This window comes from Vibrio sp. Isolate23 (assembly GCF_022398095.1).
Classification (GTDB): domain Bacteria; phylum Pseudomonadota; class Gammaproteobacteria; order Enterobacterales; family Vibrionaceae; genus Vibrio; species Vibrio coralliilyticus_A.
The window spans coordinates 279,421-305,490 of record NZ_JAKEUV010000003.1 but is presented as its reverse complement, the minus strand read 5'-3'; the positions used below and the strand labels follow the sequence as shown (position 1 = coordinate 305,490).

Here is a 26,070-nt window from a genome sequence, read left to right as displayed (position 1 = left end):
ACACAATCTGACTGTTCGGTTCACCTCTTCTGATATTGTAAACCATGCGCTAAACAGACATGAATGTGGACCAATTCACTTATACACTGATTGACAAACAAAGCGGCAAGTGCGAACCTGTATTTATGAATATGACGCCTAACTTCCAACGAATTATTATCATCATTTCTTAAGAAATGGTGGGATAGTTAGTGCAACTAAATTTTAAGACCCGCCTAAGAGGCGGGTTTTTTGTACTTACCTCTTAGGATCTTAAGTTAAGAGGTAAATATGAGTTCTAAACAAAAACAGGCATCTCCATCAACAAGTTTTTCTTTTGTGGATGCTGAGCATGACATGCTGCAATTCTGGGAAACGCACAGCGTATTCCAGGCATCTCTGGAGCAGTCAAAAGATAAACCTAAGTTCGTATTTTACGATGGTCCTCCCTTTGCTACAGGGTCACCCCACCACGGCCATTTAGTTGCTTCCACTATCAAAGACATAATCCCTCGCTATCAAACCATGCTTGGACATTACGTTGAAAGGCGATTTGGCTGGGATTGTCATGGTCTTCCTATCGAGCATGAGATAGACAAATCATTGGGGATGTCGGCTAAGGAAGCGGTAGAGAAGTTTGGTATCGCTAAATATAACGACGAATGCCGTGGTATCGTTCAACGGTATACACAGGAGTGGGAGAAAACAATAACCCGCCTAGGCCGTTGGGTAGATTTCGATAATGACTATCGAACTCTGGAACCCTGGTATATGGAATCCGTATGGTGGGTGTTTAAGCAGCTGTGGGATAAAGGTTTGGTTTATCAGGGGGAAAAGGTTGTCGCCTACTCAACAGAACTCGAAACCGTGTTATCAAACTTTGAGGCAACATCGAACTACAAAGATGTGCAAGACCCCGCAATTTCGGTACTGTTTAAACTAGAAGACGAAGATGGTTATCTCGCTGCATGGACGACAACACCTTGGACCTTACCTTCAAATCTTGCTCTCTGCGTAAATCCTGACTTTGATTACGTTAAGGTGTTCGACCAGTCAGTAGGTAAAAGGCTTTGGATTGCTAAAGAGTTATTAGAGAGTTTTTCTAAAGGACATTCAGTCGAAGTGCTCGCTACCACTAAGGGTTCAGATCTTGCAGGTAAATCCTATACGCCTATCTTTCCTTACTTTGTACAGAACAAAGCCAAAGGTGCGTTTAAAGTCCTCGCGGATACTTTTGTCTCGCAGGAAAGCGGTACTGGTATTGTCCATATCGCCCCCGCTTTTGGTGAGGAAGATCAACGAGTCTGCCGTGAAAACGGTGTCGAGGCTAGTGTGTGTCCGCTGGATAGCCGAGGGCGCTTTACTGGGGAAGTGAGTGATTTTGCCAACGTTTATGTGAAAGATGCTGATAAATCGATAATTCAGACCATTAAGGAACGAGGGCTGTTGTATCGGCATGACACGTTAATGCACAGTTATCCCTTTTGCCCTCGCTCTGATACACCAATCATCTATCGCACAGTGCCTTCATGGTATATCGGTGTAACCCAACTGAAAGGCAAGCTTGTTAAAAACAACAACCAGATCAAATGGGTGCCAGAACATATTCAGCAGGGTCGAATGGGCAAATGGCTGGAAAATGCGATTGATTGGGCGGTTTCAAGAAATCGATATTGGGGGACGCCACTGCCTATCTGGATAAATGATGTTACAGAAAAACCATACTGTGTTGGATCTATCGAAGAGCTGACGTCTTTAACCGGGGCTCAAATTGAAGACTTGCATAGGGATCATATCGACCATTTAACTTTTACTTTAGCCGGAGAGGATGGTGTATATCGTAGGATACCGGAAGTCTTTGATTGTTGGTTTGAGTCAGGCTCAATGCCCTATGCGCAGGTTCATTATCCATTCGAGAACAAGCAAGAGTTTGAAGCAAGTTTTCCTGCATCGTTTATCGCTGAAGGGGTAGATCAGACTCGAGGATGGTTCTATACCTTACAAGTGTTAAGCGAGTGTCTGTTCGGTAAACCCGCTTTCACCAATGTCATTGTTAACGGCATTGTGATGGCGGAAGACGGTAAGAAAATGTCTAAACGGCTAAAAAACTACACAGCTCCTGATATCCTAATGGAACAGTACGGTGCCGATGCGTTGCGATTGTACCTAATCAATTCTGGTCTGGTAAAAGCCGAGGAACAGAAATTTTCTGATAAAGGCGTTCAGGAAATGGTGAGACAGGTACTGCTCCCTTGGTATAACGGATTTAAGTTCTTTAAAACCTATGCTGATATCGACGGATGGAAAGTCGAAGGCTCCGCGCCGAGAAACAACGTACTTGATCAGTGGATTGTTTCTCGTTTGGAAAGTTTGAAAGAAAAAGTGAACGCTGAAATGCAGGCGTACCATTTGTATGAAGTGGTACCACCTTTGTTTGAGTTTTTGGAAGATTTAACCAACTGGTATATTCGTCTGAACCGTTCTCGTTACTGGCAACCTAAAATGAATAAGGACAAAGAGAGCGCTTACGCCACCCTTTATTATTGTCTAGACACGTTTACGACGTTAATGGCACCGCTTGCCCCTTTCTTGTCGGAGTTCATTTATCAACAGCTTAAAGAGTATGACGAGAATGCGCAGCGACCATTGTCGGTGCATTTGCGTCGTTATCCTCACACAATCGAGGAGCTCAGGGTGCCCGATCTCGAGACAAGTGTTCAGGGTTTTCAACATTTGATCATCATGGGCCGACAAATGAGAAATGATATTAAAGTAAAGCTAAAAACACCTTTGAGCCAGGCAACGGTGCTGCACCGAGATAAAACAGTGCTGGATGACATTCGACGTTTGTCTGATTACATAAAAGCGGAGCTTAACTTTAAGTCCTTAAGTTTTAGTACAGAGGAAGGAAAATTTATCGACCTTTACGCGAAGGCAAACTTTCCAGCACTGGGAAAACGTCTGGGTAAGCAAATGAAACACTATGCCAATCTGATTGCTAACCTTGTACCGACTGATATTGTTCAACTTCAGCAAGTTGGGTTTCTGGAAATTGATGGACAACGCTTTTCCGAAGAAGAAATTGTCATCTACAGAAAGGCGAAGGAGGGGGTAAACGCAGTTTCTAACCGTTATATCTCTATGGAGTTTGAACCTAACCTCACAGAAGAGTTGGTTGCAGAAGGGATGATTCGAGAAGTTGTGAGCCGTATTCAGAAACAGAGAAAGTCCTTCGGTTTTGGTGTGACGGATAAGATCTCGGTGTCTATGAACACATCAGATCACGTAAGAAATTGGATAGAAAAGTACTTAAGATATTTGCAGACAGAGACTTTAGCTACACATGTGGATTTTCAGTTACCTACAAATACAGGTGAACAGTACGTTTTAGAGATGGGAGTAGTCAGTATTTCAGTCGCAAAAATCAAAGTTGACTAGCGTCTACAACCGGAAAAGTGCGGCGTTTGCAATAACGCCGCCTTTCAATGAATCGATAGAGAATTTCGAGGTAGAACTACGGAACGCTTCTGTATAAGTTCCCAAAGTACAGATTATATTAATTTGGTCTACTGCTGTACTGGCTAGGTGGTCAGTTCGTTGGGGCTAAGAAGGTTTGGGGCATTTTCGATTTAGAAATGGCAGCGTACCGATGAGATCGCTGCCATTCCAGTATTTTTTTACTGCCAGGGGTGTGCGGGTTGGTCTGGACCCGATGCCCATTTGTAGCAACCACCGCCGGATTGTTTGCCGCCATCGCCGCAACTATTAAGCTCATAGCATTGTTGCTTGCTCAGCTCCCCTTGAGGCGCTGGCACCCAGGAGAAATTGTCATAATTCTCCATCCAATAACAGCTTAAGCTGGGCAACGGGTTCGCCAGACTAAAAACAAATGAATAGTCGGTGGCGTAAGACTTACCCAACTCCTCTTCGGCTTCCTGAGCCACACTGGCATAAGCATGACAAGACAAACAGTTAAAACCCTGAGCATAGGTTTCCAGCATAGTGTTTGCCACGGGGACTTCACTCAAGGTTGGCGTTGCGCCACTGGTAGATAGCGGTGTAATCGGTGGCTTTCCTGGAGGTGAATTGTCATTAACTGCCGCTGAAGACCAGAGGGTATTCACCAGTTGGTAGTTAGCGAAAACAGAGCCGGCGTTGGTCTCTGTAATCAGGGCCTGAGCGGCGGCATTAATGGAAGCCACTTTATTGTCTGTGGTGTCTTGGATCTTAAACAAGCGAGATACCTGGATAGGATACGGATTACAGTCTTTCGTACCATCTAGATAAAATGCGGGTGAGACATTAACGTCACAGCTAGTTTTAGTGGTAGGCACATCATTGACCGTTTTCGCAGTACACTGGGATGGCACGTCCATCTCCGTGCAACTTTCGGAATAAAAGTTGTAATCACCCAAGTTTTTGGCAGTTGCTAGGTCAGCGTTGTCTGGTACGTTCATTTTATGTTCAAAAGTTGCCCAAATCCATTGTGGTTGGGAGGCGGTCTTATGAATAATATGCAGCCCTACTAAAGCGAGGGTTTTATCACTGCATGTTTGTGTAGTTTCATCGTAAACAGATGCTGTTGTGAGCTTGTAATCTGTCTTCCAGGTGCCTGTCTCAGGGTTTTCCACTTCCAGCCAAGCGGCTTTTAGCTCTAGTCCACCCAGAGTCACATCATCCGAGGGCTTCACCCCAATACCCAGAGGCATTGCGATGTTTTTGTTAGCTTTGATCATATCTACCTGACCATTGGTGTTGTACAGCTCATTATCTACGATGAAGTCGTACTGGTCCTTGCTGAATAAGATCTCGTAATACACCAGATTGCCACGTTTGTCAGCCAGCCAGTTGGGATTATCACTGGGGAATGCCTGAGCCATATCTCCGGACATATTGAAGGTACCATCACTTCCTTCGGAGATACTGGCCTTACGGGAAGAGCTCATGATGCGGTAGGCTTTGTCATCGCTGACGCAGCTTTCCGGTGTGGGCCCATCTCCCCAGGGGGATGTGCGCGAACCAAAGGCTTTGGGTTTTTCGCCGTTAGGTAAAAACACCGCATCAGAGTTAGCGTAAGTTTCCCATGTCGATACTGGTTGCGTATTTCCACTACCCGGTTTGCCAAAATCTGTAGCCTTAGCACTGGAGCTGGGCTGTCCGGGAGTTTTAGTATCGGCTGGCCAGTTGAGACCAATGAATACCTGCCAGGCAAAGCAGTTCACGCCATTTTGTGAGGTGATCATGGTATCGCCTGGCACAAAGTCAGATACGGATGGTGCATTTAAGCAGGCAAATGAAGTCAATGACTGTTGTGATGATGAGCCACCAGAAGATGTAGTGGTGGCCATGGAGGCAAACGTGCAACTCGCAACCGTTAATGCACAGACAGCAGCTTTCAAGTAACGCATGGTTTTTTCCTTGTTCAGGTGGTGAATTTCCATGATTGGCCCTCCTATGCATTGATGTAGATTAAGCCTGGCATGGGCTGAGCTGCGTCTGTCGACGCAGGGTTTTTGAGAACGAGCCCTCGAAGTCCAGCTGTCGCCAAGGCCGAGACACTCACTGTGATGTAAAAGTTGAAGTAGTCCCCCTGACTACCAGAACCACCACCCACAGGCGTACCGTCGGAGGTCAGTACTTTATTGACCACGACACTTACGTTGGGGTCAATAGTCGTACCATCACGTTCATATACTTCGATGGTTGCTGTATTGGCATTATCTGAATCACTTATGTAGTAGGCTTGCAAAAGTACATCGGAATAGATTTCGCCTGCTTGCATCGTGACAGGCAATGCCACAAATGGAGGGTTGGGGTTGACGTTAGTCATGGCCTTGTAAACTGAGTCGCCAATGAGAAGAGCGGGATAACCATTGGGCTCACCGGTTTTCTTCCCTACTGCAGGCAACGGTGTTTGAGGCTGAGCATCGCCCGCCGGCACAGCCGTAGCGGCAATACCTACTTTGAAAGTATCGGCAATTTGTCCTGCGTATTTAATGGCTTTGGGTTGTTGACTTGGGCCGCTACTACCACCTTCAACTAAAGTACCAATAGTCACATCTTCCAGAGTATAGCCCTCTGGTGCTGAAAATCGCATGTGCAGGATCTGATCATAGGTTTGTCCGTCCTCTCCAGCACGACAACCACGTACTACACTAAACCAGTCGTCAACGGTGGTCCCTTCCGGAAATGTATAATTACTAAAGTCCGGGGCCTGTAAATACAATCCAAGTGGATTGGTCAGCATAGTTTTGACGCCAACGTTTTTAACCACCTGATTCACCTGCTGGCCAATGTGGGGATCACTGTTACGATAGGGGCGTCCAAATTCGCCGGCACACACGAGACTTTGCATGTTGTAGTTCACTGGAGCTAGGTTTCTAAGCAGAGTTGCCTGAGAAGCCAGTAGGATTTCAGCGCCAATAGTATTCGGCGGGCTGGTCAGGTGAATTGCTCCGCCGCCATCTTTTGTGGCAATGGTACCGCTATTCCATTTGTTAAGTGGATTATAAGCCGGGGCTCCGGTGAAGGGATCGCTAACAACATTACCGTTTTCATCGGTGAGCTGTAAATCTTCTACTTTGACGATGTTACCGGTGTTGAGTAACTCGTTATATAGTTCTGCCACTCTTTGCGGTGACACCTTCCAAAGGGTGTACCAGTATTCAGGGTTTTCGCAGGTGTAGTTGATTTGGGTAATTTGGCCCTTGTCGTTTCTCATTACAGACCATTCACAATATTCATCCAACCAGCCTCTTGGTCCAAGAGGATCGTAACCCTTCCAGGAATCTGGTAGTTCAGTTGAGTGACTGGTGACATCTCCCCATGACATTTGCGGGCAAGTATCTCCTGGTATTTTAAAGGGAATTCCATTGTTGGTTGGAAACTTGGGCAGTTTACCTGAGTAATCCACATCACCAAAATCAGCTAGATGAAACAGTTCGTCATCTGTCATGTTGTAGGGGCTTTTTTCATTGGCTGAAAAATAGATTTTCAGGCGGTTTGGAAATGCCGTCCAAAACACTGATTCAACGACATTGATGGCAAGTGGAAATTGAATATCTGTCCTGTTGGCATACCAGTCGCAAGGGGCCAGATAGGTTGCCGTCCATGGGTTGCTGACAATAGCAGCTTGGTTGGCAGCATCCAAACCTGTGTGCCACAATTCATCCAGCTTATTCTGTAGTGTTGGAGCATTGGGAAAATCTTTCACCAATGCAGGGGTCAGATAAGTATTGGACGAATCCGCGTTATCGTTTCCATTCATGAGTAATATCCTATTTGTTAAATAGACACGTAACTGTTTATAAATTCCCTTCAGGAATTATATAGAATATGCATTCAGTTTCATTTCGTGCAAATTATTTCTTTCTTTTGATGTGCTGTAAGGGTGCAAGCTGGCGATAAACCCTATCTAATTGTTCAAGTAACCTGTAGGAACTTCCCCTCAGTAGTTAGCACAACTTGCTTGAGAGGCGAATGTATGAAGATGGAGTCTGAGGTTGGCGTTTCTCTAGGCGGAATGAGCACTTATCACCGACATGCCAAAGGCCATCGTATGTCCACCAGCGGCAACAACAATCGGAATTAAAGGGATAAGTGGGCTGTGTGTACCTGCGAGGTTAGCAGTTGGCAATAAAAAACCGGAGAAAAGAATAATGAAAACTGAAGCGATAAGTAATTAATAACGAACATTTTCTAGAATAAATCCTTCGTTTAGTCCTAGAGCTCCGGCAAAGGTTGCTGCAATAGCGCCCACCATTACCACTTTACCAATGGTCGCCGCCATTGCTGGGATGGTGTCTTCAATCTCAAATCGATAATCTTTAAACGGCAAGTTTGGACGCCAGCGTTTAGGCGACATGATTTGCAATTCGTGCTCTAGATACTGCTCTCGGGACTCAAATTCAGAGCTTGGTTTGTGTTGTTGTTCCAACAAACGTAATGTACTCACGTCATGAAGATTTAGCGGAGTAGTTAGTGTTTGCTACAAAGAATGCGACAAATCTTTATTAGGTGTAACTTGAGTTATTATTAAAAAGTGAAGATGACTGACTAAGAATAGGGTCGGAAACAAGCAAGAATATCGTTGGTACTGGTGTAAAAAGCTTGAGGTTCACTGTTAAAGATAAAGAACAAATTACCCTATAAATAAACGCAATTATTGAAGTTGTTAGTACCTTAAACCAAACTGAAAAAAACAAATAGTCTCAGTGAGTTAGACATTAGTCGTAGAGTTAGCCTAAAGTATGAAGAGGTTAGATTTTAAGGTAAGAAGAGCCTAGCAATCGCACTGACGCTACAGCCAGTTGAGTGTACGCTTGAATATGCTGATATTGCTGGTGCGGTTGATGCTATCGTTGCTCACGTATCTGAGAAGTTTGGCGCGTTACTTCGTGACTAATTGTTTCTGACTAAATAGTAAAAACCCTGCTCAATCAGTAGGGTTTTTTTATTACTGTTAGTAATGAACTAGTCGTTATTTGGTCTCGGCATCAGGACATAAATCAACGTCAGAATGATAAACATAGCGAAGGTGTATGCCTTCATCTGGCCATTCCATGAGTTTGCCCACATCGAGAACCACTCAGCGCCAACCACGCCAAAACCGAAATACCACACACCTAAAGCGACGGTAACACCGGCTACATAGAAAGCCTGACCTTTGGAGAATCCGGCTGCTTCACGTTTGAAGAACATAATCACAGCGCCGATAACGCACAAAGCGCCCGCAAGGAATTCAAGTGCGATGATCAGATTGTAAAACACAGTGTGAAGTGTCGGAGAAGTGATCGCACGTCCATACAGGTTATCACCTGTAAAAAATGCCTTCATTTGGTCCATTGCCAATACGTGTTGTACAAACTGGAAGTTTGTATTGTAGTCAATCACATTGTTATAGCTGACCAGTACGCAGAATACTCCCACATACATCGCGACAACAGCTTTCGAAATATCGAGAACCAAGCTCAGTCTCATAGCACAACCTCATTTACAGTTATTGTTTGTTTTGAAATAGTAAATTTGTTCATTCCGATACGTTCACTTCGATTGTATTCGGGAATGGAGTGATCAAATCCGTAAGCTGTGGCTGGCGCCATGTATTGTGTGATGCCTTCTTTGGTGCAGGTAATATGATCATGACCATGACCACAAATAACTACTCTGACGCCAGATTGCTTAAGGATGTTGAATATCCGTTGGTCGTTCTCAAGGCAGATAGCTTTCATCCACTCAGAGCCAACACGTATCACTGGGTGATGTACGACCACAATAGGGTTTTTCTTCTTACGGATTTGCTTTCTCAGGTGAGCGATACCGCGATTGTCAATTCTACCTGAGCCGAGAGGGTGTTGAGCATCAATAGGCTTCTGACTGGAGTCGAGGAAAATGAAATCGCGCCCTGCAATCTCACATTGATCCACCACCTGAATCAAAGAGCCCTTCAGCTCATCTTTCATCAAAACGATATCATCATGGTTACCTGCAATGGCATAAACCTGTTTTTTGCTATCAATGTGTTGGGAAACGAAACTCAGAAGCTTTGCATAATCGCCTGATTTAGGGCCACAGCAGATATCACCGGTTAGCAGAATTGTGTCGCAAGCACTATCAGCGTTGGCGACATTTAGCGCTTTCTCTAAGTTCTGGAAGCTCGACTCATCGCTCAAATGGCAATCGCTAATTTGAAACACAGTACTCATGTTTATTCCTGATCAGATTAATAAGTAATAGAGTTGGTCCTAGCAGAACCAGCTGCGCAACCAGCTTTTTAATGCTCGCCCAGAACATAATGTTCATTAGTAAGCTGCTTTCTTTGACACCTGAGAAAGCTAGGATGAGGAAAAGGTTAACGTCAGCGAGAGCAACGATCAGTGTTGCCAGCACAATTCTGATGCCAATGCTTTCAATTTTCAGTGAATTGAAGAGTACACCAAACAAGAACATTGAGATGAAATAAGCGCATAGCGAAGATAAATAGATCCGGTAATTACTTAGGCTATAGATTAAATCGAAGCTCTGGTTGTATGTCGATTCAGTATTCACTCCAGGGAGTATTGCTGCGATGTACATCAAGCTTATAAATGACAGATAACCGAAATAGGCAAAGGTAATACATTTGAAGTACACGTCTGGAGAGCGTGTGGCCATGATGATGGAAGAGAAGAGGTAAACAAACGGGTAGGTGAAGAATCCCGCCGTAAGATGGATACCGAAGAATTCAACAGCTTTTGCTGCGGCCATGTTTGAAGCAGTTAGGAAACAGAACAGCCCTAGAGTCGCAAGCATGGTTGACTTTTCTAGTACGTTCATTAGTTATTGTTCCATTTGGTGATAGATAGCGACAAAATTTTCATTACTAATATCGAGTTCTTGTCTGATTGAAGGTGTAAGCAGGCTTTTCATCGTCACGGTCACTGGAATATCGGAGATTTCCATTTCGATGGTTTTTTCCTTTACATTGATAGCGCGGATCCGCTTGTCGGAAATAGAGTATTTGCCGTTGTGAAGATCGACGTCGTGTTTATCAATATAAGCGTGTCGAAACATCTCTTTGTCTATAAAACCTACCAATCCATCGATAGAATAGAGTCGAGAGCGTTTTTTCCTTATTTTGAAGAAGTTATATTTTGACATTCTTTAGTTGCATTATTGGATAATCATTCTTGTGAATTATTCTATTTGAAGAGATAAATAGAAATTTATTATCTTCTTCAATGGCTTTTCTCAAGACAATTTCACCAGTTTCTGTGAGGCAAATATAATGATTTTTGTTTTTCAAAGGGGGAGTGAACTTTTCAAAAATCAACCGGCTACTTTTGGGTAAACTGTCAATAAGGTGGTTGTTTTTAATGAAAACATCGACACCTTCATGCTGCGACAGTCTGACTATTTCAGGGTGCAACGAGTCAAAGTGATGAGATGAAGTCGCTTCATCTGAAAGGTCAGAAAAGGTGATGTTGTAGTAATCACAGATCTTTCCGACTGTATCAATGGTGGGGTTACTGTTTTTGCCTGAATAGAGACTGTATAGCGTGCTGTATTTTATGCCCATTTCCTGAGCGAGGAATTTTACACCGCCTGTATCATGCTTACTCTCTGTAATAAGCTTTATTATCTTGTTTATCATTTAATAGCCAGCCAAACGTGATTTAATTCATGCTTGTAATTCATTAAAATAAATTATTTTGATTTGTTTTAATGATATGTGTAATTTTTATTTGTTTTCCGTGAATCTAAATGTTTTTAGGCTATTAATCCAGAGTTAATTATCAGTTAATTGCTCTGGTTGAAGTCGCAATCTGTTTAATCGGGAAATAATTATATTATTGCCAATTGTATTCTTATTGTTTGGAATCACAGCCTGCCTTTTGGTGGGCTTTTTTCATTTTATGGTTCTAAAATGTGAGTTAGCAGTACCCCGATTTTAGTAGTGGCTACTCCATGATGAAGTTAAACAAATATAAAACGTGTTAGTCTCATTAGGAATAACATTAAAGTTTCTATCTATGAAAGCTAGCGTTTAGTCATGCACATAGATGGCTCAGTGGTCCCATTAACTGATATTTGAGTGGGGAGCATCAAAAAGTAAAATACCCCGCCTAAGGCGGGGTAGGAGTGAGCCAAACCATGTTTTAGCTACGGGGGACTGTTCTCTGCTATGTTGTTGCAGCGTTGCCTGACTCTTGGCCGGAGCGAGTACCAAGAACTAGTGTTAGAGCAAACGCTATAACGAATGAAATAGCCATGCCTGTGACATAGTAGCCTAGCTTATCAGGCACAATCGAAATCACGCCAGGTAGACCCGCAGCGCCTAATGCCTGAGCTTTGACGTTAAACAGAGTAATAAATGCACTGGCCGATGCCGCTCCTATAATCGCCGCAATAAACGGGTAACGCAGTTTAAGATTGACACCAAACATGGCTGGCTCGGTAATACCCAGTAGAGCAGTGACACCCGAAGGCATTGCAATTCCTTTAAGTTTATTGTCCTTGGTGGCAAAGCCAACCGCCAATGCTGCAGCACCTTGTGCGATGTTAGACATGGCAGCGATAGGGAAAATAAAGGTGCCGCCAGTGACTGCAATATCGGCGAGCAACTGAGTTTCAATTGCGATAAAGCTATGGTGCATGCCGGTAATCACAAACGGTGCGTAGATGAAGCCGAACAGTGCGCCGCCAATGAAACCAGCAGAATCGTATAGCCAGTTCAGACCATCACCAAGCAGGAAACCAATATCACGCGTGATTGGGCCAACCAATGTAAAGGTCAGGAAACCCGTGATAAAAATCGCCAGCATCGGCGTTAGGAGGTTATCCAGCACAGAAGGAATCACCTTGCGTAGGCCATTTTCAACCTTGGCAAGGATGAAGGCAGAAACCAATACAGGTAGAACTGAACCTTGGTAACCGACTTTTTGGATTTCGAAACCAAAGATGTTCCATGTCGGAATTGTCCCAGCTACGCTTGCTCCACCGAATCCCCAGCCGTTCAGCAGATCTGGGTGTACCATCAGCATACCCAGAGCAGCCCCGAGGAACGGGTTTCCACCAAATTTTTTGATACAGATAAGATTCAACTGCGCATTCTTGCCGATACTTCCTCAATAGAAGTTTTTGTCAACCATGGTCAGGCAGTGATGACATCACGAGTTTTCGTTGAGCAGGTAGCGACAGGTATTTCACTGTTGCATGGCTGTCAGACCGCCAGATTAAAAACATTCAAAGCAGCACAACAGCCATTTGCTTGATTAGGTAACGGACTGCGGCGGTGAGTTGGCGTAACCGGTGTTAAATTTTGAACGTCTGACGGCTTATGATGAGTACCGTAGTGAATCTTTCCAAGACGAAGCATGTAGGAAGGCAATTAAGTTTGCCGAAGAGACAGAGTGTGTCTTCAGCTGCTAAAGGAGTTTCTCCCAACCTGTGTTTGAGTAAAATGTATTACTTTGTTGTTTCTAACGACGCTCTGTAACCGCCTTTGTTTGGAATGCGCAACTTTGCTTACACAATAACCTCTATCATTTTTTTATCTAATACACATCCCAAAATATCGATCTTGGTCACAATTGTGTGTTTTAACAATTGCTTCAATATATCTTGGTTATTAGTTTGCGCTCTCTTAATAATCAAGAGAATAACTCAATGAGACTTGTAAAGCTGATCAGTTGTATGTTTGGTGTACTTTTTCTTTCTGGATGTGTATCTCAGAAAGCAATGGACATACCAGTAAACTTTTGGGAAACAGGGGGAGAGAAAAATATCGCAATCGCATTTGTTCAGCCTCCAGAAATGAATGCGCATCGTATGGGCGGGCAAGGTTTACTTGATATGGCAATCAATGAGATCGTCACTGATGGTGTTCAATCGCATATTCATACTTTATCCCATGACAAATTTGAGTTAAGTAAGTCAGCTATAGCGCAACAAATCGAACGGCGAGGCGGTAGAAGTGAAGTACTTCCAGAATATTACAAAGCCTCCGATGCCACTAAACTCCCAAAAGCTCAGCAAAAAGAAGGCTTTTTTGGGTATGACTTGACAGAGCTACAAGAGCAATACTCTGCAAGCCATTTGCTTGTCATTCAGGTTTTAGCATCCGGTACCATTCGTGACTATTATGGTTTCATACCGCTGAGTCAACCTAGAGGCTATGTCTATGCTCAGGTAAAGCTGGTGGATTTATCGGACAACAAGATTGTTATGGATCACCAAATTAATGAACAGGTTGCTTTACCTGAAAATGTTGACTGGGATGATCGTGATAATGGGTATCCTGAAATCACAAAAGTTGTACACCTTGCTTTAGAACAAGCCGGAAAAAGACTAACTGAATACCTATAGTAAAAGGAAGCTACGTGAGCTCATTTACATAGATGCAGTTTTAGTTTTCTAAAAGCTAACAAAGCAGAACACTCTATTTTCAGACTAACCTGCTTTGCTAATTCTAGTGGTTATTACTAATAAACTAAGAAGGCAGATCTCTCTGCCTTTTCTTTTATCCAGAATTTCCTTCCAATTACCTCTGAATATATTCCTCTAGAGCCTTATAGGAAGGTAGAGCAGTCATAGCGCCTTTCTGCGTAGTAGCAAGTGCGCCACAGCCATTAGCCCATTTTACCGCAGACTTAATGACCTCAAGCTGCTGCCAGTCATTATATTGAGACAACTTAGCGAGCAAGCCTCCGACAAAAGCATCGCCTGCACCTGTAGTATCAACGGGTGATACTGCTTGGCTGGCAATAAGCTGTTGTGTTTTTTCAAACAGGACTAATGCACCTTTCGCTCCCTGAGTGATTAAGACTAGTCTATTTTTAAACGGTTCCAGTGCTTCCACACCTTGTTCAAGGGTATCGCTGCCTATCAAAAACAGCAACTCATCATCGGAAAACTTGACGACATCGGCCAGCGCAATTGCTTCACGTACGATAGGTTTGAGCTCTTCTGGATTTACCCACACCTCTTCTCTTAAGTTAGGGTCAAAACTTACATATCCACCTGCGGCTTTAATCTGACGCATCGCTTCCAGTGTGCTGCTGCGACTTGGCTCGTTCGCTAGCGCAATTGAGCATACGTGCAGCCACTGACCCTGGGTGAAGGTCGGTAGGTCAGTGGTTTCAAGGAATTGGTCTGCACTAGGCTTGACCATAAAGGTAAAGCTTCGCTCGCCAGAATCATCAAGGTCAACAATAACGGTCGAAGTGCGCTGTGCTTCGTCGAGTATCATCATCTGCGTATCGACTTGCTCTTGCTTGAGTGTCTGTTGCATAAAACGGCCGAGGGGATCTTGCCCGACACGACCAATAAAAGCGGCGTCCCCGTCCAATCTGGCGATGGCGACTGCCACATTAGCAGGCGCGCCACCTGGGCATTTCAAGTAACTGGACTCGCTATCTGGAATCAGGTCTACAACCGCATCTCCTGTTACCCAAACTCTGTTCTTCATCATTGCATCTCTTACTTAACTAAATTAAGCTGATTGTATGGCTAAAACGGTTTAGCGATCTAGGTTTTCAAAGATCATTTGTCACGATAAAGATCAAATTGTGATCATTGTCAGAGTCTAAACATGAGAGTGCAGTGCCGTTGATTGAGCTAGCAGCAAGGCAGGCTGATAAAGGCACCGAGTAGGAAAAGAGAATAATGGCAGGTAAAAAACTGAAATTGGCAGACATCGCTGCATTGGCGGGTGTTTCCAAGTCAACAGTGAGTTTTGTGCTCAATGGACACGCAAAAAAGCACCGTATTCATGAAGACACGGTGGAGAAAGTACAGGCTATTGCTGAACAGTATCATTACAAGCCGAGTATCTACGCCAGAGCGCTCAAGTCTAAGCAGACCTATACCGTAGGCTTAGTCATTCCGGATCTTGCGAACATGGGTTTTGCGAACATTGCTAAACGGTTGGAAATACTGTGTCGGAATAATGGTTATCAGCTACTGATCGCCTCGTCAGATGATGATCATGAGCAGGAACAACAGGCAGTAAAGAGCTTGATTGAGCGGCAGGTGGATGTCCTGTTAGTGGCAACTTGCATGATGGATGACACCTTTTATCAACCTATCAGCCCAAGCACTCCAGTAATTTTCTTTGACCGTATATTAGAAGATAGCCATTTCATCAATATCAAAACCAATGCTGAACAAGCGACGAAGGACGTGGTGGCTCAATTAGCCTTAAGTGGTGAAGAGTGCGTGTATATCGGTGGTCAGCTTAACTTGTCTACGAGCCGAGATCGTTTTAAGGGCTATCAGCTAGGGCTTAAGGATGCAGGTGTGTGTTTTGATGATCGCTACGTGTATACCAAGAATTATCAACCTGAGTCAGGCTACGAGCTCATGACACTGGCTGTAGAAGAGCTAGGGCGTCTACCTAAAGCCGTGTATACCGCCTCGTATTCATTGTTGGAAGGGGTTTTGCGTTTTTTGACCGAGAAGAACATGCTGGGTGAAGATATTCGCTTGGCGACGTTCGATAACTACGACATTCTGGATTGCTTACCTGTGAAAATTGACTCGGTTGAACAGGACTGCGAGCTGATTGCTCAGACACTATTTGATTACGGACAAGCCATTCTAAAGCAGCCGGAGATGAAAACAGGCATTACGGTGTTGCCCGCCAGAATTCATCGTAGGCGCTAATCTCTTGATTGGTCTTGCATCTCGATATTTGCGGCTGCGAACCTTGATATCGGTGATTTTTCTTTGGATTGATACCAAAAGGCTGGCATTGTGTTGAGAAGGCCTGCTTGTTTTAAGGCGTTCTTTTCTGCTTTAGTAATGGTCGTGTAATCCAGAAGGCTGTCGAGAATACGGCGTAATGCCCTTGGTGTGAGTAAACCATCACGCCAGTAACGTTTGATTTCTCCGGTGATCACTTCGTGTGGAACCAGCGGCTCAAGCTCAGCGTGCTTAATGATAGTGAGAGAGCGGGAACGAGGGCACTGCTGGCGGGCGAGTTCCCAATCTGGTTTGCCTTTCTTGGTGAGGTAATTTTCCCGGAAGCAAAAGTAGCTGAAATAGAATCGTTCGATGCTGTGCCAGCGTTCGGCTTTTACTTCCAGAAAAATATGTTCAAATTCAATATCGAGGTCTGTCATCGCTTCTCTCACTCATGGTCGAAGCGATACTACCGACTAACCCATGGCTACGGCAAGAGAATCTGTATTGCGTTGTTTCTTAATCGCCAGCAGAAGCTGAACAAGTAGCAACACACCTGTGACGCCTAGACCAATACCGATACCGCCCCAGATGCCACCTAAACCAAAGTCTGGCAGTAGCAGCCATGCAGCAGGCAGGCCAAACAGCCAGTAGCCAACAGCAGTCACTACAGTCGGGCCTACAACGATCTTCATACCGCGAAGTAGGTTAATCGCCAGTAGTTGCCATGCATCAACAATGAAAGAGAGCGCGACTACCCATAGAACGGCGACGAGTAGGGTTGAAAGCTCAGCATCCAGGTTGAAAATGGAACCGATTAGCTCAGGCCATAACATGAAAACCCCTGCCAGTACTACGCTGATCACTGTCGTCAGGCCAAAGCTACGCTGGGCTGTGCGCTTAATACCATCATAGTCTTCCGCACCGTAGTCCTGACCGACCAAAATTGCTGCGGCTTGCGAGAAACCAAAGTTGATGTTCCAGGTGAAGCTCAGGCATTGCAGCAGAATTTGGTGCAATGCGAGCGCGGCGATACTGATGGTGCCTGCCATCAAAGTGCCACCGTAAATCAGGCCGTGTTCAAGCAGCGCAGCCAGTGCAATAGGCAATCCCATCGCCAGTAAAGGTTTAAGCAATGATAGCGAGTATTCTTCTGTATTTTTCCACGGCGCAAACGGCTTGTATTCAGGGCGCTTAAACACCCAGTAGCCGTAGCCCATCATCACAATGAACGCCGCTAAAGCGGTACCCGCGCCAAGTCCTGCCAAGCCAAGCTCTAGCTGGAAAGCAAGCAAATAGCTGATAGGTACGTTGAGCGCAACGGTCAGTAATGACATCACCATGATCGAGCGAACATTACCAAGCGCACTGGTTAAGCCGCGCAGTACCAGTAGCATCAGAGACGGCAGCATGGCCCATTTTAATGCGTCCAGGTATTCCATAGCTGGGCCAGCCAGTTCTTGAGGCTGCTTTGCCAGTGCTAGTAGTTGCGGTGCATATGCAAAACACAAGGTTAAGATCGCAGACAGGATCACCGTCAGTAGTACAGCCCCTTTTACTGCTAAGCGGATTTGCTGATTGCCGTATTCTGGCCTCGCAATACGTTGACCATAAGCAATCGCAATTAAGTTTGCCACACAACCCACGGTGCTGCTCGCCACAATAAAGACGAAACTGTAGATGGACGCCCCCAATCCTCCAGCTGCCAGCGCAGACACACTGAGTCGCGACATCATCCAGACATCAGTCAGAACCAGTGCCATTGCGATGAGCTGCGAAATTATCAGTGGAAATGCCAGAGAGAGAATTTTTTTCATTGTGTGCCTCGTGATCGTTATCACAATAAGGTACGAGTTTGCTGGCTGGCCTTCAAATGACATTTATGCCACTCTTACATGAGTTCAGATCATGCGAGTGAATTATGTCCCCTTATAACCGTCTCCCTTATTCACACAACGGATTGAAAGTCTTTGAATCTGTGGCGCGCCTTATGAGCTTTACCAAAGCGGCTGATGAGCTTAATGTTACCCAAAGTGCGGTTAGCCGTCAGATAAAGCAACTTGAAGATGAGCTAAAAGCATCTCTAGTGAGCCGAAAACATCGAGCGATTGAGTTAACAACGCAAGGGAAAGATCTCTATGAAGTGCTGCGCAAAAACTACGTTGCGCTAGACAGCTTGATTGCTCAGTGGGCGGTGCCGAATAAGAAGCGTATTGTGATCAAAAGTGCGCTCAGTTACGCCACGCGTATTCTGATGCCTAAGGTTGCGATGCTCAACGAGCGATACCCTGAGCACGAGATTGTTATCATCCCATCGATTGAAGAAGATCCACCTCTCGATTCTGAAGACTGCGATCTGCTGATCGTGAACACGCGAAAGCGTGAGCGATACCAGAATCGCTCAGATGTGACCTTTCTTCGTGATGAGTTTATGGCGCCGGTTTACGCTGAATCCCTCTCTAAGCAGCATATTCAGTTAAGTGACGTTCTGACGTTGCCACATCTGCATGCCACCCTTGATCATCAGGATTGGAAAAACTGGTTAAGCAACGCTGATCTGAAAGGGGCGAAAAAGGGCAGGGATACCGTGTTCTTCAGCTTGGATTTAGCGCTAAGTGCCTGCCTATCCGGCCAGGGAGTGACAGTGACAGATCTGCTGTTGGTATTACCTGAACTCAAGCGTGAGTTTCTCAAATGCCCTGAACAGCTTTCACTTCAACATAGCGACTGGCAATACTATTGTTATCAACGTAATCATTCTCCCATGATCAGCGAAATCCTTAACTGGTTGGTTGAACAGACTCAAAATGAGCTGAACCAACTCAAAATGCTGTGCGACAAATTTGGCTGGAGCCAGAATAACGTAGCTTTGGGGTAATGTAGCAGAGTGATCGTGAGAAGGCCTCTGAGCTCTTTGAGTTAAGAACTGAAAAAGCTCAGAGTGGGTCTTATTTTAAATAAGCCTGTTAACCACCACAGCAACTGCAGTTACGTTTGTACTTGCTCATTTTACCGATACCCGGATTAAAGGTATTAGTAGGATCCAACGAGTGGTAGAACTCCTGAAGCTGCTTTTCTGCTTCATAGAGGTGGCCTACGTTATGCTCTGCTGGGTATTTGGCGCCTTTCTGAGTTAAAAGCTCAAGCATTTTCTGTTTGATCTTCTTCGTATCCGCGCCTTTTCTGAAGATGTAATCCTGATGGAAAACATGACACATAAAGTGACCGTAGTAGAGGCCCATAACTAAGTCTTTGGTGATTTCTTCTGGTAGCTGTTCCACCCAGTCAATGTCGTTTCGGCGCAGAGCAATATCCAGCGCAAGAATGTCTTCCACTTCATTGGAGTGAATGGTTTCATAGCGAATCGCAGCACCCGCAGCCGCAAAGCGATGAAGCAGAGCTTTCTTGCCTTCATCAGCATCACAAACAAAGTACTCACACCCGTCCTGCTTAGACCAGACGTTCTCCAGGTACTCTTTCGCTTCATCGATACCACCATCACTCATTTTTAGGATCAGATGGTGCTCGTACTTATCTCTGAATTCCAGCATGCGCTTAGGAAGGTGCTGTGGGAACAGCTTGGTGAGCCAGTAAAGCGTAATATCGGGCAAATCTTTTGACACAAACGGAATGCGTTTCAGGATCGACTCAACTTTTGCTTTTAGCGCAAAGAACTTAGGCAATTTGTCAGTGCCTAGGTGATGAATCGACAGGAAGACATCTTTACCGTAAGTTTCCGCCAGATTGAAAATGTCACGATGCATGTATTCGCCCATTTCTGGCAAATGTTTAAAGTCACTCAGCATGTCACGGCGCAGCATCGTCATCTTTGCTGGATCGCTACAGCCGATATAGAAAAGCTGCTCTTTTTCAGCGACAGGGTTGGTATCGACACGGACTGCAAACACTGCCAGCTTACCTGCACAACCACTGGCTTCAAACAGGCGTCTGGAATCAGCATTAAAACGGGAAGGGGTTTCTGCATCGACGTCACGAACGCGAGCTTCGTACTCTTTGTCTGATGCCATCGCGTCACTGTGGATAATCTTAGAAGGGTCAAAGTTACCTTGTTCAACATTGGTCAGAATCTCTTCTGGTGTTTCACCAAGGCCTTCGATGCCTAAATGATTCACAAGCTCTAGTTTGCCTTCTTTGGTGACCTGGCCAAACAGCGCTAATTCCGTATACGCAGGGCCGCGTTTGACTAAAGCACCACCGGAGTTGTTGGCAATACCACCAACAACTGTTGCGCCAATTGAAGAAGAACCAATCACGGAATGAGGCGCACGGTTAACGGACTTAAGCTTCTTCTCAAGTTGGTGAAGACTCACACCCGGTAAACTGATGATCTGTTTGCCGTTTTCAATCAAATGCAGTGAGTTAATACGCATGATGTTGATCACCACAACTTCTCGGTCGTAATCGTCACCACTTGGTGCAGACCCTTCGGTCAGACCGGTTTTGGCGGCCTGCATGATCACAATGCAGTTCGCTTCTACTGCGGCCTGAAGCAGACGCCACTGTTCAACTAATGAACCGGGAAACAAAACGGCCAGTGCTTTGCCTTTACCCGAGCGGAAGCCTGAGCGGTAATATTCGGTTTTTTTGTTATCGGTTAACACATGGTCTTGGCCGACAATGTCGATGAATGTCTGAACTAGCGCTTGATTACTCATGGCGTCCCTTTGCTTCCTTTGTGACGTGCTTGTTATTTTCTGGTTTTGCATATTTTAAATTCGAAACTCAATTCTAACCAGAAGCAGAAATTCACACTTGTGTGTTTTCTTGGTCAATAAAGCACGCTTTGGAAGCTTAATCACCAAATATCAATCACTTAAGCTAGTGTTATTCTTCGATTATTGGAAGAAGTATTATTGTCTTTTTCCAAAAATGACATAATAAGTGAGGAGCTTGAGGTGTTGAATTGTAAAAAGTAAGTGATCAAACCCTCACTTGGCCCAATGATTTGACCTTGGCAGGTATAAAGAAGAAATAAGCGGCAGTGAACCATCAATGCCACTTTTTATAGCAAATCGAGGACCCGCTAGGGTAAAGACGACAATAGCATTTTTTTCATTGTTTTTCTTACCTCTGAACCTCCAATGATGGCAAGAAACAAAAGGCCACCTGGTATCAATATTGCCATCAGTATCGGCCTTAATATGTAAGAGAAACAAAATAAGCTTGGGATAAATACTGTCCATCTGCATAGCAGAGTTACGACTTCTTTGAGGGATTCTTTCATTACGATTTCCAAAAGTAATTGAGCATGCTCAATTATTAAGTGAGCGCGCTCAATTTGTCAACTCGTTTGGGTATAGGTATGATCTCACAGCGATATTTGGGATGAAAAAAGCATGGGTAAGAGAGAACAAACAAAAGAGCGGATTCTTAGCGCTGCATGGGAATTGTTTGAAACGCAGGGGTATCAGGAAACATCTACTCGCCAGATAGCAAGGCAAGCAGGCGTTGCTGATGGTACAGTCTTTAGTCATTTTGAAAACAAGTTAGCGATCTTACGTGAAGGGATGCTCAATCAGCTTACTCTACTTGCTGAACAAGGGCATTCCAGGCCAGTTAATGGCATGTTGGAAGCGGGGATGCAGTTTGCGGCAACCTATTATGGTTATTATTTTTCCAATATAAACCTAAGTCGAGCTCTGCTTAAAGAGGTGATTTGGGATATGGACTATTACCAGTCTTACAATGATGCAGTGTTCGCATACTCAAACTTATCTGCCAATCCAGCAGAGAAAGTACCCCTATTTTTAGACTGCTATTTTATGACTTTGATTACTCACCTGAGTAAACCAGAGCCAAGTATAGAAGCTGCCTTGAAAGAGCTAGAGTGTAAATATCGCTCTATATTAAATAACACAGCGTCAGAGGACATATAGGCTGCTGCGAACCGAAGACAATATTATGACAAAGTCATACAAAAAGAATATACAACATGTTGAGTTGTTGTGTTATTTTCCGCTCCTGTTTCGTGTCTATGATTAATAATCAGTTATGAAAAAAGCGCTTTTATTATTGCCATTATTACTGTCTTCAACGGCATTTGCAGGGAATCACCAAATTGGATTTGGGATTGGAGGAGGTGGTACGGACGGTCCTAACGATTGGAGTGACTCAGGTTTTGCGGGCAAGATTGATTACGCGTATCAATTCCACCCGAACTTTGCTGCGGAGTTTGGTTACGCTGCGGTTGAGGGAATGACCAGTAACATCGTTACTACCGTGTTGGGGACAACCAAGCAAGAAGTGACATACTCCACTGGGTTTGCAGGTTTGAAAGCGGGTGTGTCTCCTATCTCTTTCCTTAACCTCTATGCGGTTGGAGGCGTGAATTATTCCGATGTTGAGAAAACTTATACGCCTTCCGGCGAGACGGAAAGAACGGATTCTCACACCGGATTGCACCCATACTATGGAGTGGGTACTGAGCTGATATTTTTTAGTACCCTTGGTCTAAACCTAGAGTATAGGAAGTTTGTGTTGGCTGATGATTTTGAGTCCGATGTAGTCTTTGCTGGTATGAATATTAAGTTCTGATTTTCGGTTAACTTAATAGAAAAAACAAAAGGGAATAGCATCAAGTTACTACTCCCTTTCTGTTGGCTTTTGAATTTCTTATACGGTCTTGGTTAAGCAAATTCGCCTAAACTCTTTTTATGAGCGATTTTCCAATCGCTTTTTGGACAAAAACCGTGCATGGTTCTAACCTCATTCTCTGTAAATTCAATTAACTCTTGATCAGATAATTCTAGATTAATAGGGAACTTACATGGCTGATTTACATGCCATGGTGTATCTGTGAAAATTTCAAATCTATTGTTTTCAGGATCACGAAAATATATAGACCAAGTGGTGCCGTGAGATACAGTTTGCAAATTGATGCCAGAAACTGACCTTAATGATGAATTGAAAAGCTTTAGATCACCAATACTTTTCACTCTAAAAGAAATATGATCAATTGGGCTTTCATCAAGCCTAGACGAGTGTATGGGACTGAGTACAATCTGGTGGTGTTCTTCAGGACTGCGACTCATAAAAACCAGACCATTTTCCCCTTCGCCTCTGTCAGTGACAACAAAACCTAACTTCCTCGTATAAAAGTCTTCCATCTTTACTATATCTTTGACATATATTTCAATATGACTTAACTGAATATTTGGAAAGACTGTTTCATCCATAATTTATAGTTTCATCCTTATACAGCCGTGTTGAGATCATGTTTTCATTTCGAGTAACAAAAGCAATAAGAGCATATCCACCTATTTGTTAGCAACTAGCCTCTAACATCATTGGAATATCAATCATACCTTGGCGATTTCTGATACCTTTAGTGCGCTTAAAATCAAAACGTAAATATACGCATTCCGCATTTATCGCTGAATTGACTGTAAATATCCCCTTGTTGCCGTTATTTAGCGCATTTTCCTTAACCACTTCCCACAATTGACGAGAAAGTCCATGGCCCTGAAAGCGATCGTTTACGAATAGATGATACAGATGTGAGTTGTCTCTAATCCCTGCTACGCCAATGACTTCATCATTTGCAGTCACCGCAACGACGTAGTGATAATTTGTCGAAAGATAATGCTCTACCTTTTCTTCTGACATGGATTTGAGCAAAACACCTTGTACTGAGGGATCACACGTTGGACAAACATACTTTTTTGCTAAAGGTAAAATCAACTCACTGATTGCCTTCGTATCACAAATTTTTGCATCTCTGAACGTTATACTCATTGTTTATCCTAATAGCCAACATTTGAATTTCGAGTCTGCGTCACTTATCTATTAAGTATGCTTTGTGAGCAATATAACATGATAAATATTCACTAATAGATACCTTGAGTCTAAGCCTCAAAATCTGAGAGTTAAGGCGTGTTAGGCCTTACTGTCTAGCCATTGTGGCGAAACAGTTCGAGTGGTTATCTTTTCTTGCTATTATCTCCTGTGCGATATTGCAACTTTTAAATAAAGCTGGTTATAATCTGCACATCACTTCTCTAGGAGCTAACGCCTAAATGAACAACTAACTTCCTGACATCCAATATAAACAACACTTTGGACACTCGGGGTTAGTGGGCGTTGCCGCAATCTTAGTACATTTCTAAAATCCACCAATGATGGTTCTTGCCAGTTTATCTGGATCATCTCGGCATTTTATACGCTCGGCCATATCACCGCACAATGGCGACCCCTTTTGAATTAAAAAGGAGGCGATATGCCTGCATTAATTGCATCTCAAATTTCACATCAGCTTGAAACGGGTGAATGGTTATTCCGTTCGATCAATTTATCGTTAAATCATCGTATTACTGGCCTAACTGGAAAAAATGGTAGTGGTAAGTCGGTGTTGCTTTCCATCTTCACGGGGGACTGCTTGCCTGACGCTGGTAATGTCGAACGTCAAGGGAGGGTTGCTACGTACTCGCAGTTACCTTCAGAGTTGTTAGTCAGTGATATGACCATTGCGCAATACCTTGGTATCGATGACAAACGTCAGGCTCTGAGGGCTATAGAACAAGGAAGCACCCGTCAGGAGGACTTTGACCGCCTTAGCGATGACTGGGAGGTAGAGCAGCGAGCAATAGAGCTTATGGCTCATTTGAGCATTGCGCTGTCATTGGATGACTTCTGTTGCCACCTAAGTGGAGGGCAATTGGCTAAGCTTCAGCTCTATTATTTGTTTGAGCAAAGTCCGGATATTTTGTTGCTTGATGAGCCAAGCAATCATCTCGATACCCAAGGAAAACAGTGGTTGATAAATAAACTCAAAGCATTCCCCGGTAAGATTCTATTGGTCAGTCATGATAGAGCGTTACTACGCTGTGCTGATGTTATCTGCCACCTCTCATCATTAGGTTTGAAAAGCTATCGAGGTGGTTATGATGAATTCCAGCGCCAATATAACGTAGAGAAACAGGCTTTAAGCAGCAAGATTGACAACCTCAAATCAGAAAAGAAGAAGATTGAGCGTCAGAACCAGCTCAATGCCGAAAAAGCCCAGCAGCGAGAGGCGATGGGCAATCGTACCAGAAAGTCAGGGAGCCAACCCAAAATTCTTATGGATGCAATGAAGGATAGCGCGCAAGCCACTCGCTCTGCTGCTATTACCAATCAAAACAACCAGTTGAAGCGCAACCAGCACAAGCTGGAGACCTTAAAAAAACAGCAAGAAGAAGTGAAAAAACAGAGCTTTTATCTGGCTCAACCTCACAAGGAAACACGAGCTAATCTGGCTTCCATCACTGACTTCTGCGTAGATACACGTCGTTGGCAGCCTGTTAGCTTAAGGATAGGGAAGACAGACCGTATACATCTATCAGGTATTAATGGTTGCGGTAAATCGACGCTATTAAAAGCGCTGAACTCTCCCACGGGAAATCTTCACCAAGGATTGAAACGCAAAACAAAAACTGTCTATCTTGATCAACATTTTAGTTTGTTGAGCGAGAAGCTCAGTGTGCTAGCTACGCTGTGTCAATTTTGTCCTAATTTATCAGAGCGTGAAGCTCGGATTGTGCTGGCTGGAATTGGTTTTCGTAAAGACAGCGTCTTTAAAACGGTTTCTATGCTAAGTGGTGGAGAGAAAATGAAGCTGGCGATATTGATGGTGAGTCATCAACCCAGTTCACCGTTACTATTGCTTGATGAACCTGACAACCATCTAGACATTGACTCAAAGCAACTTTTGGCTGAAGCGTTAGCTGAGTACTCAGGGCCTTTTATTTTGGTCAGTCATGATCAAGATTTTGTCGATGAAACCGGAATCAACAACATATTGAATATAAAGGCCGTTTAAGGAAACAGGGGCAACATGCCCCTAAAAACCTCTGACACATAGCGCTCTGAAGTGGTAAGTGTACTCTGTCGTGTATAGCCTGAAGCCTTATCACAGGAGCCTGAGTATTTTCT

Annotated in this window: 21 protein-coding genes and 4 pseudogenes; 9 read left to right on the top strand and 16 right to left on the bottom strand. The window is 44.1% G+C overall.

Annotation, left to right across the window (positions count from 1 at the left end; genetic code table 11):
* Nucleotides 1-270 precede the first annotated feature (270 nt).
* The gene (ileS, locus tag L1D31_RS11230; protein ID WP_239837217.1) at nt 271-3,417 is read left to right on the top strand and encodes an isoleucine--tRNA ligase; all 3,147 of its coding nucleotides are present in this window, start codon (nt 271-273) and stop codon (nt 3,415-3,417) included.
* Between the two features lie 239 nt (nt 3,418-3,656).
* Here ileS and L1D31_RS11225 read toward each other — a convergent pair whose 3' ends face one another.
* The 3 genes and pseudogenes from L1D31_RS11225 to L1D31_RS11215 form a co-directional block, all read right to left on the bottom strand.
* Nucleotides 3,657-5,420 carry a hypothetical protein gene (locus tag L1D31_RS11225; RefSeq protein ID WP_239837216.1) on the bottom strand — a complete coding sequence of 588 codons (1,764 nt, stop codon included), beginning with the start codon at nt 5,418-5,420 and terminating at the stop codon, nt 3,657-3,659.
* 11 nt (nt 5,421-5,431) lie between these two features.
* A complete protein-coding gene (locus L1D31_RS11220) occupies nt 5,432-7,246 on the bottom strand; it encodes a hypothetical protein (protein ID WP_239837215.1) in 1,815 nt (604 codons plus the stop codon).
* 273 nt (nt 7,247-7,519) lie between these two features.
* Nucleotides 7,520-7,933: pseudogene (locus L1D31_RS11215) on the bottom strand (DUF3360 family protein); the annotation flags it as partial.
* A gap of 315 nt (nt 7,934-8,248) precedes the next feature.
* Between L1D31_RS11215 and L1D31_RS22670 the strand changes: the two are divergent.
* Nucleotides 8,249-8,383, top strand: a pseudogene (locus tag L1D31_RS22670) (hypothetical protein); the annotation flags it as partial.
* A gap of 68 nt (nt 8,384-8,451) precedes the next feature.
* Here the strand turns inward: L1D31_RS22670 and L1D31_RS11210 are convergent.
* The 6 genes and pseudogenes from L1D31_RS11210 to L1D31_RS11185 all read right to left on the bottom strand — a co-directional run.
* Nucleotides 8,452-8,958, bottom strand: a complete 507-nt coding sequence (locus L1D31_RS11210; RefSeq protein ID WP_019277034.1) for a DUF2165 domain-containing protein — start codon at nt 8,956-8,958, stop codon at nt 8,452-8,454.
* Complete coding sequence (locus L1D31_RS11205; RefSeq protein ID WP_239837214.1) at nt 8,955-9,683, bottom strand: metallophosphoesterase; 729 nt, start codon at nt 9,681-9,683, stop codon at nt 8,955-8,957. The genes L1D31_RS11210 and L1D31_RS11205 overlap by 4 nt, the downstream gene beginning before the upstream one ends.
* The gene (locus L1D31_RS11200) at nt 9,661-10,293 is read right to left on the bottom strand and encodes a VUT family protein (RefSeq protein ID WP_239837213.1); all 633 of its coding nucleotides are present in this window, start codon (nt 10,291-10,293) and stop codon (nt 9,661-9,663) included. Before L1D31_RS11200 ends, L1D31_RS11205 begins: the two co-directional genes overlap by 23 nt.
* Before the next feature lie 3 nt (nt 10,294-10,296).
* Nucleotides 10,297-10,617 carry a hypothetical protein gene (locus L1D31_RS11195; protein ID WP_019277032.1) on the bottom strand — a complete coding sequence of 107 codons (321 nt, stop codon included), beginning with the start codon at nt 10,615-10,617 and terminating at the stop codon, nt 10,297-10,299.
* Nucleotides 10,604-11,110: a helix-turn-helix transcriptional regulator gene (locus L1D31_RS11190; RefSeq protein WP_239837212.1), complete on the bottom strand. Its 507-nt coding sequence runs from the start codon at nt 11,108-11,110 to the stop codon at nt 10,604-10,606. Before L1D31_RS11190 ends, L1D31_RS11195 begins: the two co-directional genes overlap by 14 nt.
* 529 nt (nt 11,111-11,639) lie before the next feature.
* Nucleotides 11,640-12,542, bottom strand: a pseudogene (locus tag L1D31_RS11185) (maltose/glucose-specific PTS transporter subunit IIC); the annotation flags it as partial.
* On the opposite strand from L1D31_RS11185, the pseudogene L1D31_RS11180 reads away from it, so the two are divergent.
* Together L1D31_RS11180 and L1D31_RS11175 are read left to right on the top strand one after the other, a co-directional pair.
* Nucleotides 12,543-12,731 (top strand): annotated as a pseudogene (locus L1D31_RS11180) (GH32 C-terminal domain-containing protein); the annotation flags it as partial.
* A gap of 394 nt (nt 12,732-13,125) precedes the next feature.
* Nucleotides 13,126-13,824, top strand: coding sequence for a cytidine deaminase (locus L1D31_RS11175; protein ID WP_239837211.1), 699 nt, complete (start codon nt 13,126-13,128; stop codon nt 13,822-13,824).
* Nucleotides 13,825-13,999: 175 nt separating this feature from the next.
* Here L1D31_RS11175 and L1D31_RS11170 read toward each other — a convergent pair whose 3' ends face one another.
* Nucleotides 14,000-14,929, bottom strand: coding sequence for an aminoimidazole riboside kinase (locus tag L1D31_RS11170; RefSeq protein ID WP_239837210.1), 930 nt, complete (start codon nt 14,927-14,929; stop codon nt 14,000-14,002).
* Nucleotides 14,930-15,123: 194 nt separating this feature from the next.
* Here L1D31_RS11170 and L1D31_RS11165 point away from each other — a divergent pair, with 194 nt between their 5' ends.
* Nucleotides 15,124-16,122, top strand: a complete 999-nt coding sequence (locus L1D31_RS11165; RefSeq protein ID WP_239837209.1) for a LacI family DNA-binding transcriptional regulator — start codon at nt 15,124-15,126, stop codon at nt 16,120-16,122.
* Here the strand turns inward: L1D31_RS11165 and L1D31_RS11160 are convergent.
* Together L1D31_RS11160 and L1D31_RS11155 are read right to left on the bottom strand one after the other, a co-directional pair.
* Complete coding sequence (locus L1D31_RS11160) at nt 16,119-16,580, bottom strand: hypothetical protein (RefSeq protein ID WP_239837208.1); 462 nt, start codon at nt 16,578-16,580, stop codon at nt 16,119-16,121. The two genes, L1D31_RS11165 and L1D31_RS11160, sit on opposite strands and share 4 nt — an antisense overlap.
* Before the next feature lie 36 nt (nt 16,581-16,616).
* Nucleotides 16,617-17,957 carry an MATE family efflux transporter gene (locus tag L1D31_RS11155; protein ID WP_239837207.1) on the bottom strand — a complete coding sequence of 447 codons (1,341 nt, stop codon included), beginning with the start codon at nt 17,955-17,957 and terminating at the stop codon, nt 16,617-16,619.
* Between the two features lie 104 nt (nt 17,958-18,061).
* Between L1D31_RS11155 and L1D31_RS11150 the strand changes: the two genes are divergently transcribed.
* Entirely contained in the window at nt 18,062-19,018 is a 957-nt protein-coding gene (locus L1D31_RS11150; RefSeq protein ID WP_239837206.1) for a LysR family transcriptional regulator, read from the top strand.
* A gap of 88 nt (nt 19,019-19,106) precedes the next feature.
* Here the strand turns inward: L1D31_RS11150 and dld are convergent, their stop codons facing one another.
* Both dld and L1D31_RS11140 read right to left on the bottom strand, forming a co-directional pair.
* On the bottom strand, nt 19,107-20,816 hold the full coding sequence (gene dld, locus L1D31_RS11145; RefSeq protein WP_239837205.1) for a D-lactate dehydrogenase: 1,710 nt from the start codon (nt 20,814-20,816) through the stop codon (nt 19,107-19,109).
* Between the two features lie 368 nt (nt 20,817-21,184).
* Entirely contained in the window at nt 21,185-21,385 is a 201-nt protein-coding gene (locus L1D31_RS11140; protein ID WP_239837204.1) for a hypothetical protein, read from the bottom strand.
* A 112-nt stretch (nt 21,386-21,497) separates the two neighbouring features.
* Here L1D31_RS11140 and L1D31_RS11135 point away from each other — a divergent pair, with 112 nt between their 5' ends.
* Both L1D31_RS11135 and L1D31_RS11130 read left to right on the top strand, forming a co-directional pair.
* Nucleotides 21,498-22,037: a TetR/AcrR family transcriptional regulator gene (locus L1D31_RS11135; RefSeq protein WP_239837203.1), complete on the top strand. Its 540-nt coding sequence runs from the start codon at nt 21,498-21,500 to the stop codon at nt 22,035-22,037.
* Nucleotides 22,038-22,152: 115 nt separating this feature from the next.
* Complete coding sequence (locus tag L1D31_RS11130; RefSeq protein WP_239837202.1) at nt 22,153-22,695, top strand: outer membrane beta-barrel protein; 543 nt, start codon at nt 22,153-22,155, stop codon at nt 22,693-22,695.
* 92 nt (nt 22,696-22,787) lie between these two features.
* On the opposite strand, the gene L1D31_RS11125 is transcribed toward L1D31_RS11130, so the two are convergent.
* Together L1D31_RS11125 and L1D31_RS11120 are read right to left on the bottom strand one after the other, a co-directional pair.
* A complete protein-coding gene (locus L1D31_RS11125) occupies nt 22,788-23,336 on the bottom strand; it encodes a VOC family protein (protein ID WP_239837201.1) in 549 nt (182 codons plus the stop codon).
* Between the two features lie 88 nt (nt 23,337-23,424).
* Nucleotides 23,425-23,895, bottom strand: a complete 471-nt coding sequence (locus tag L1D31_RS11120) for a GNAT family N-acetyltransferase (RefSeq protein ID WP_239837200.1) — start codon at nt 23,893-23,895, stop codon at nt 23,425-23,427.
* A 481-nt stretch (nt 23,896-24,376) separates the two neighbouring features.
* On the opposite strand from L1D31_RS11120, the gene L1D31_RS11115 reads away from it, so the two are divergent.
* Nucleotides 24,377-25,957 (top strand): ATP-binding cassette domain-containing protein, encoded by a 1,581-nt coding sequence (locus L1D31_RS11115; RefSeq protein ID WP_239837199.1) that lies wholly within the window; start codon nt 24,377-24,379, stop codon nt 25,955-25,957.
* Nucleotides 25,958-26,070: the final 113 nt, after the last annotated feature.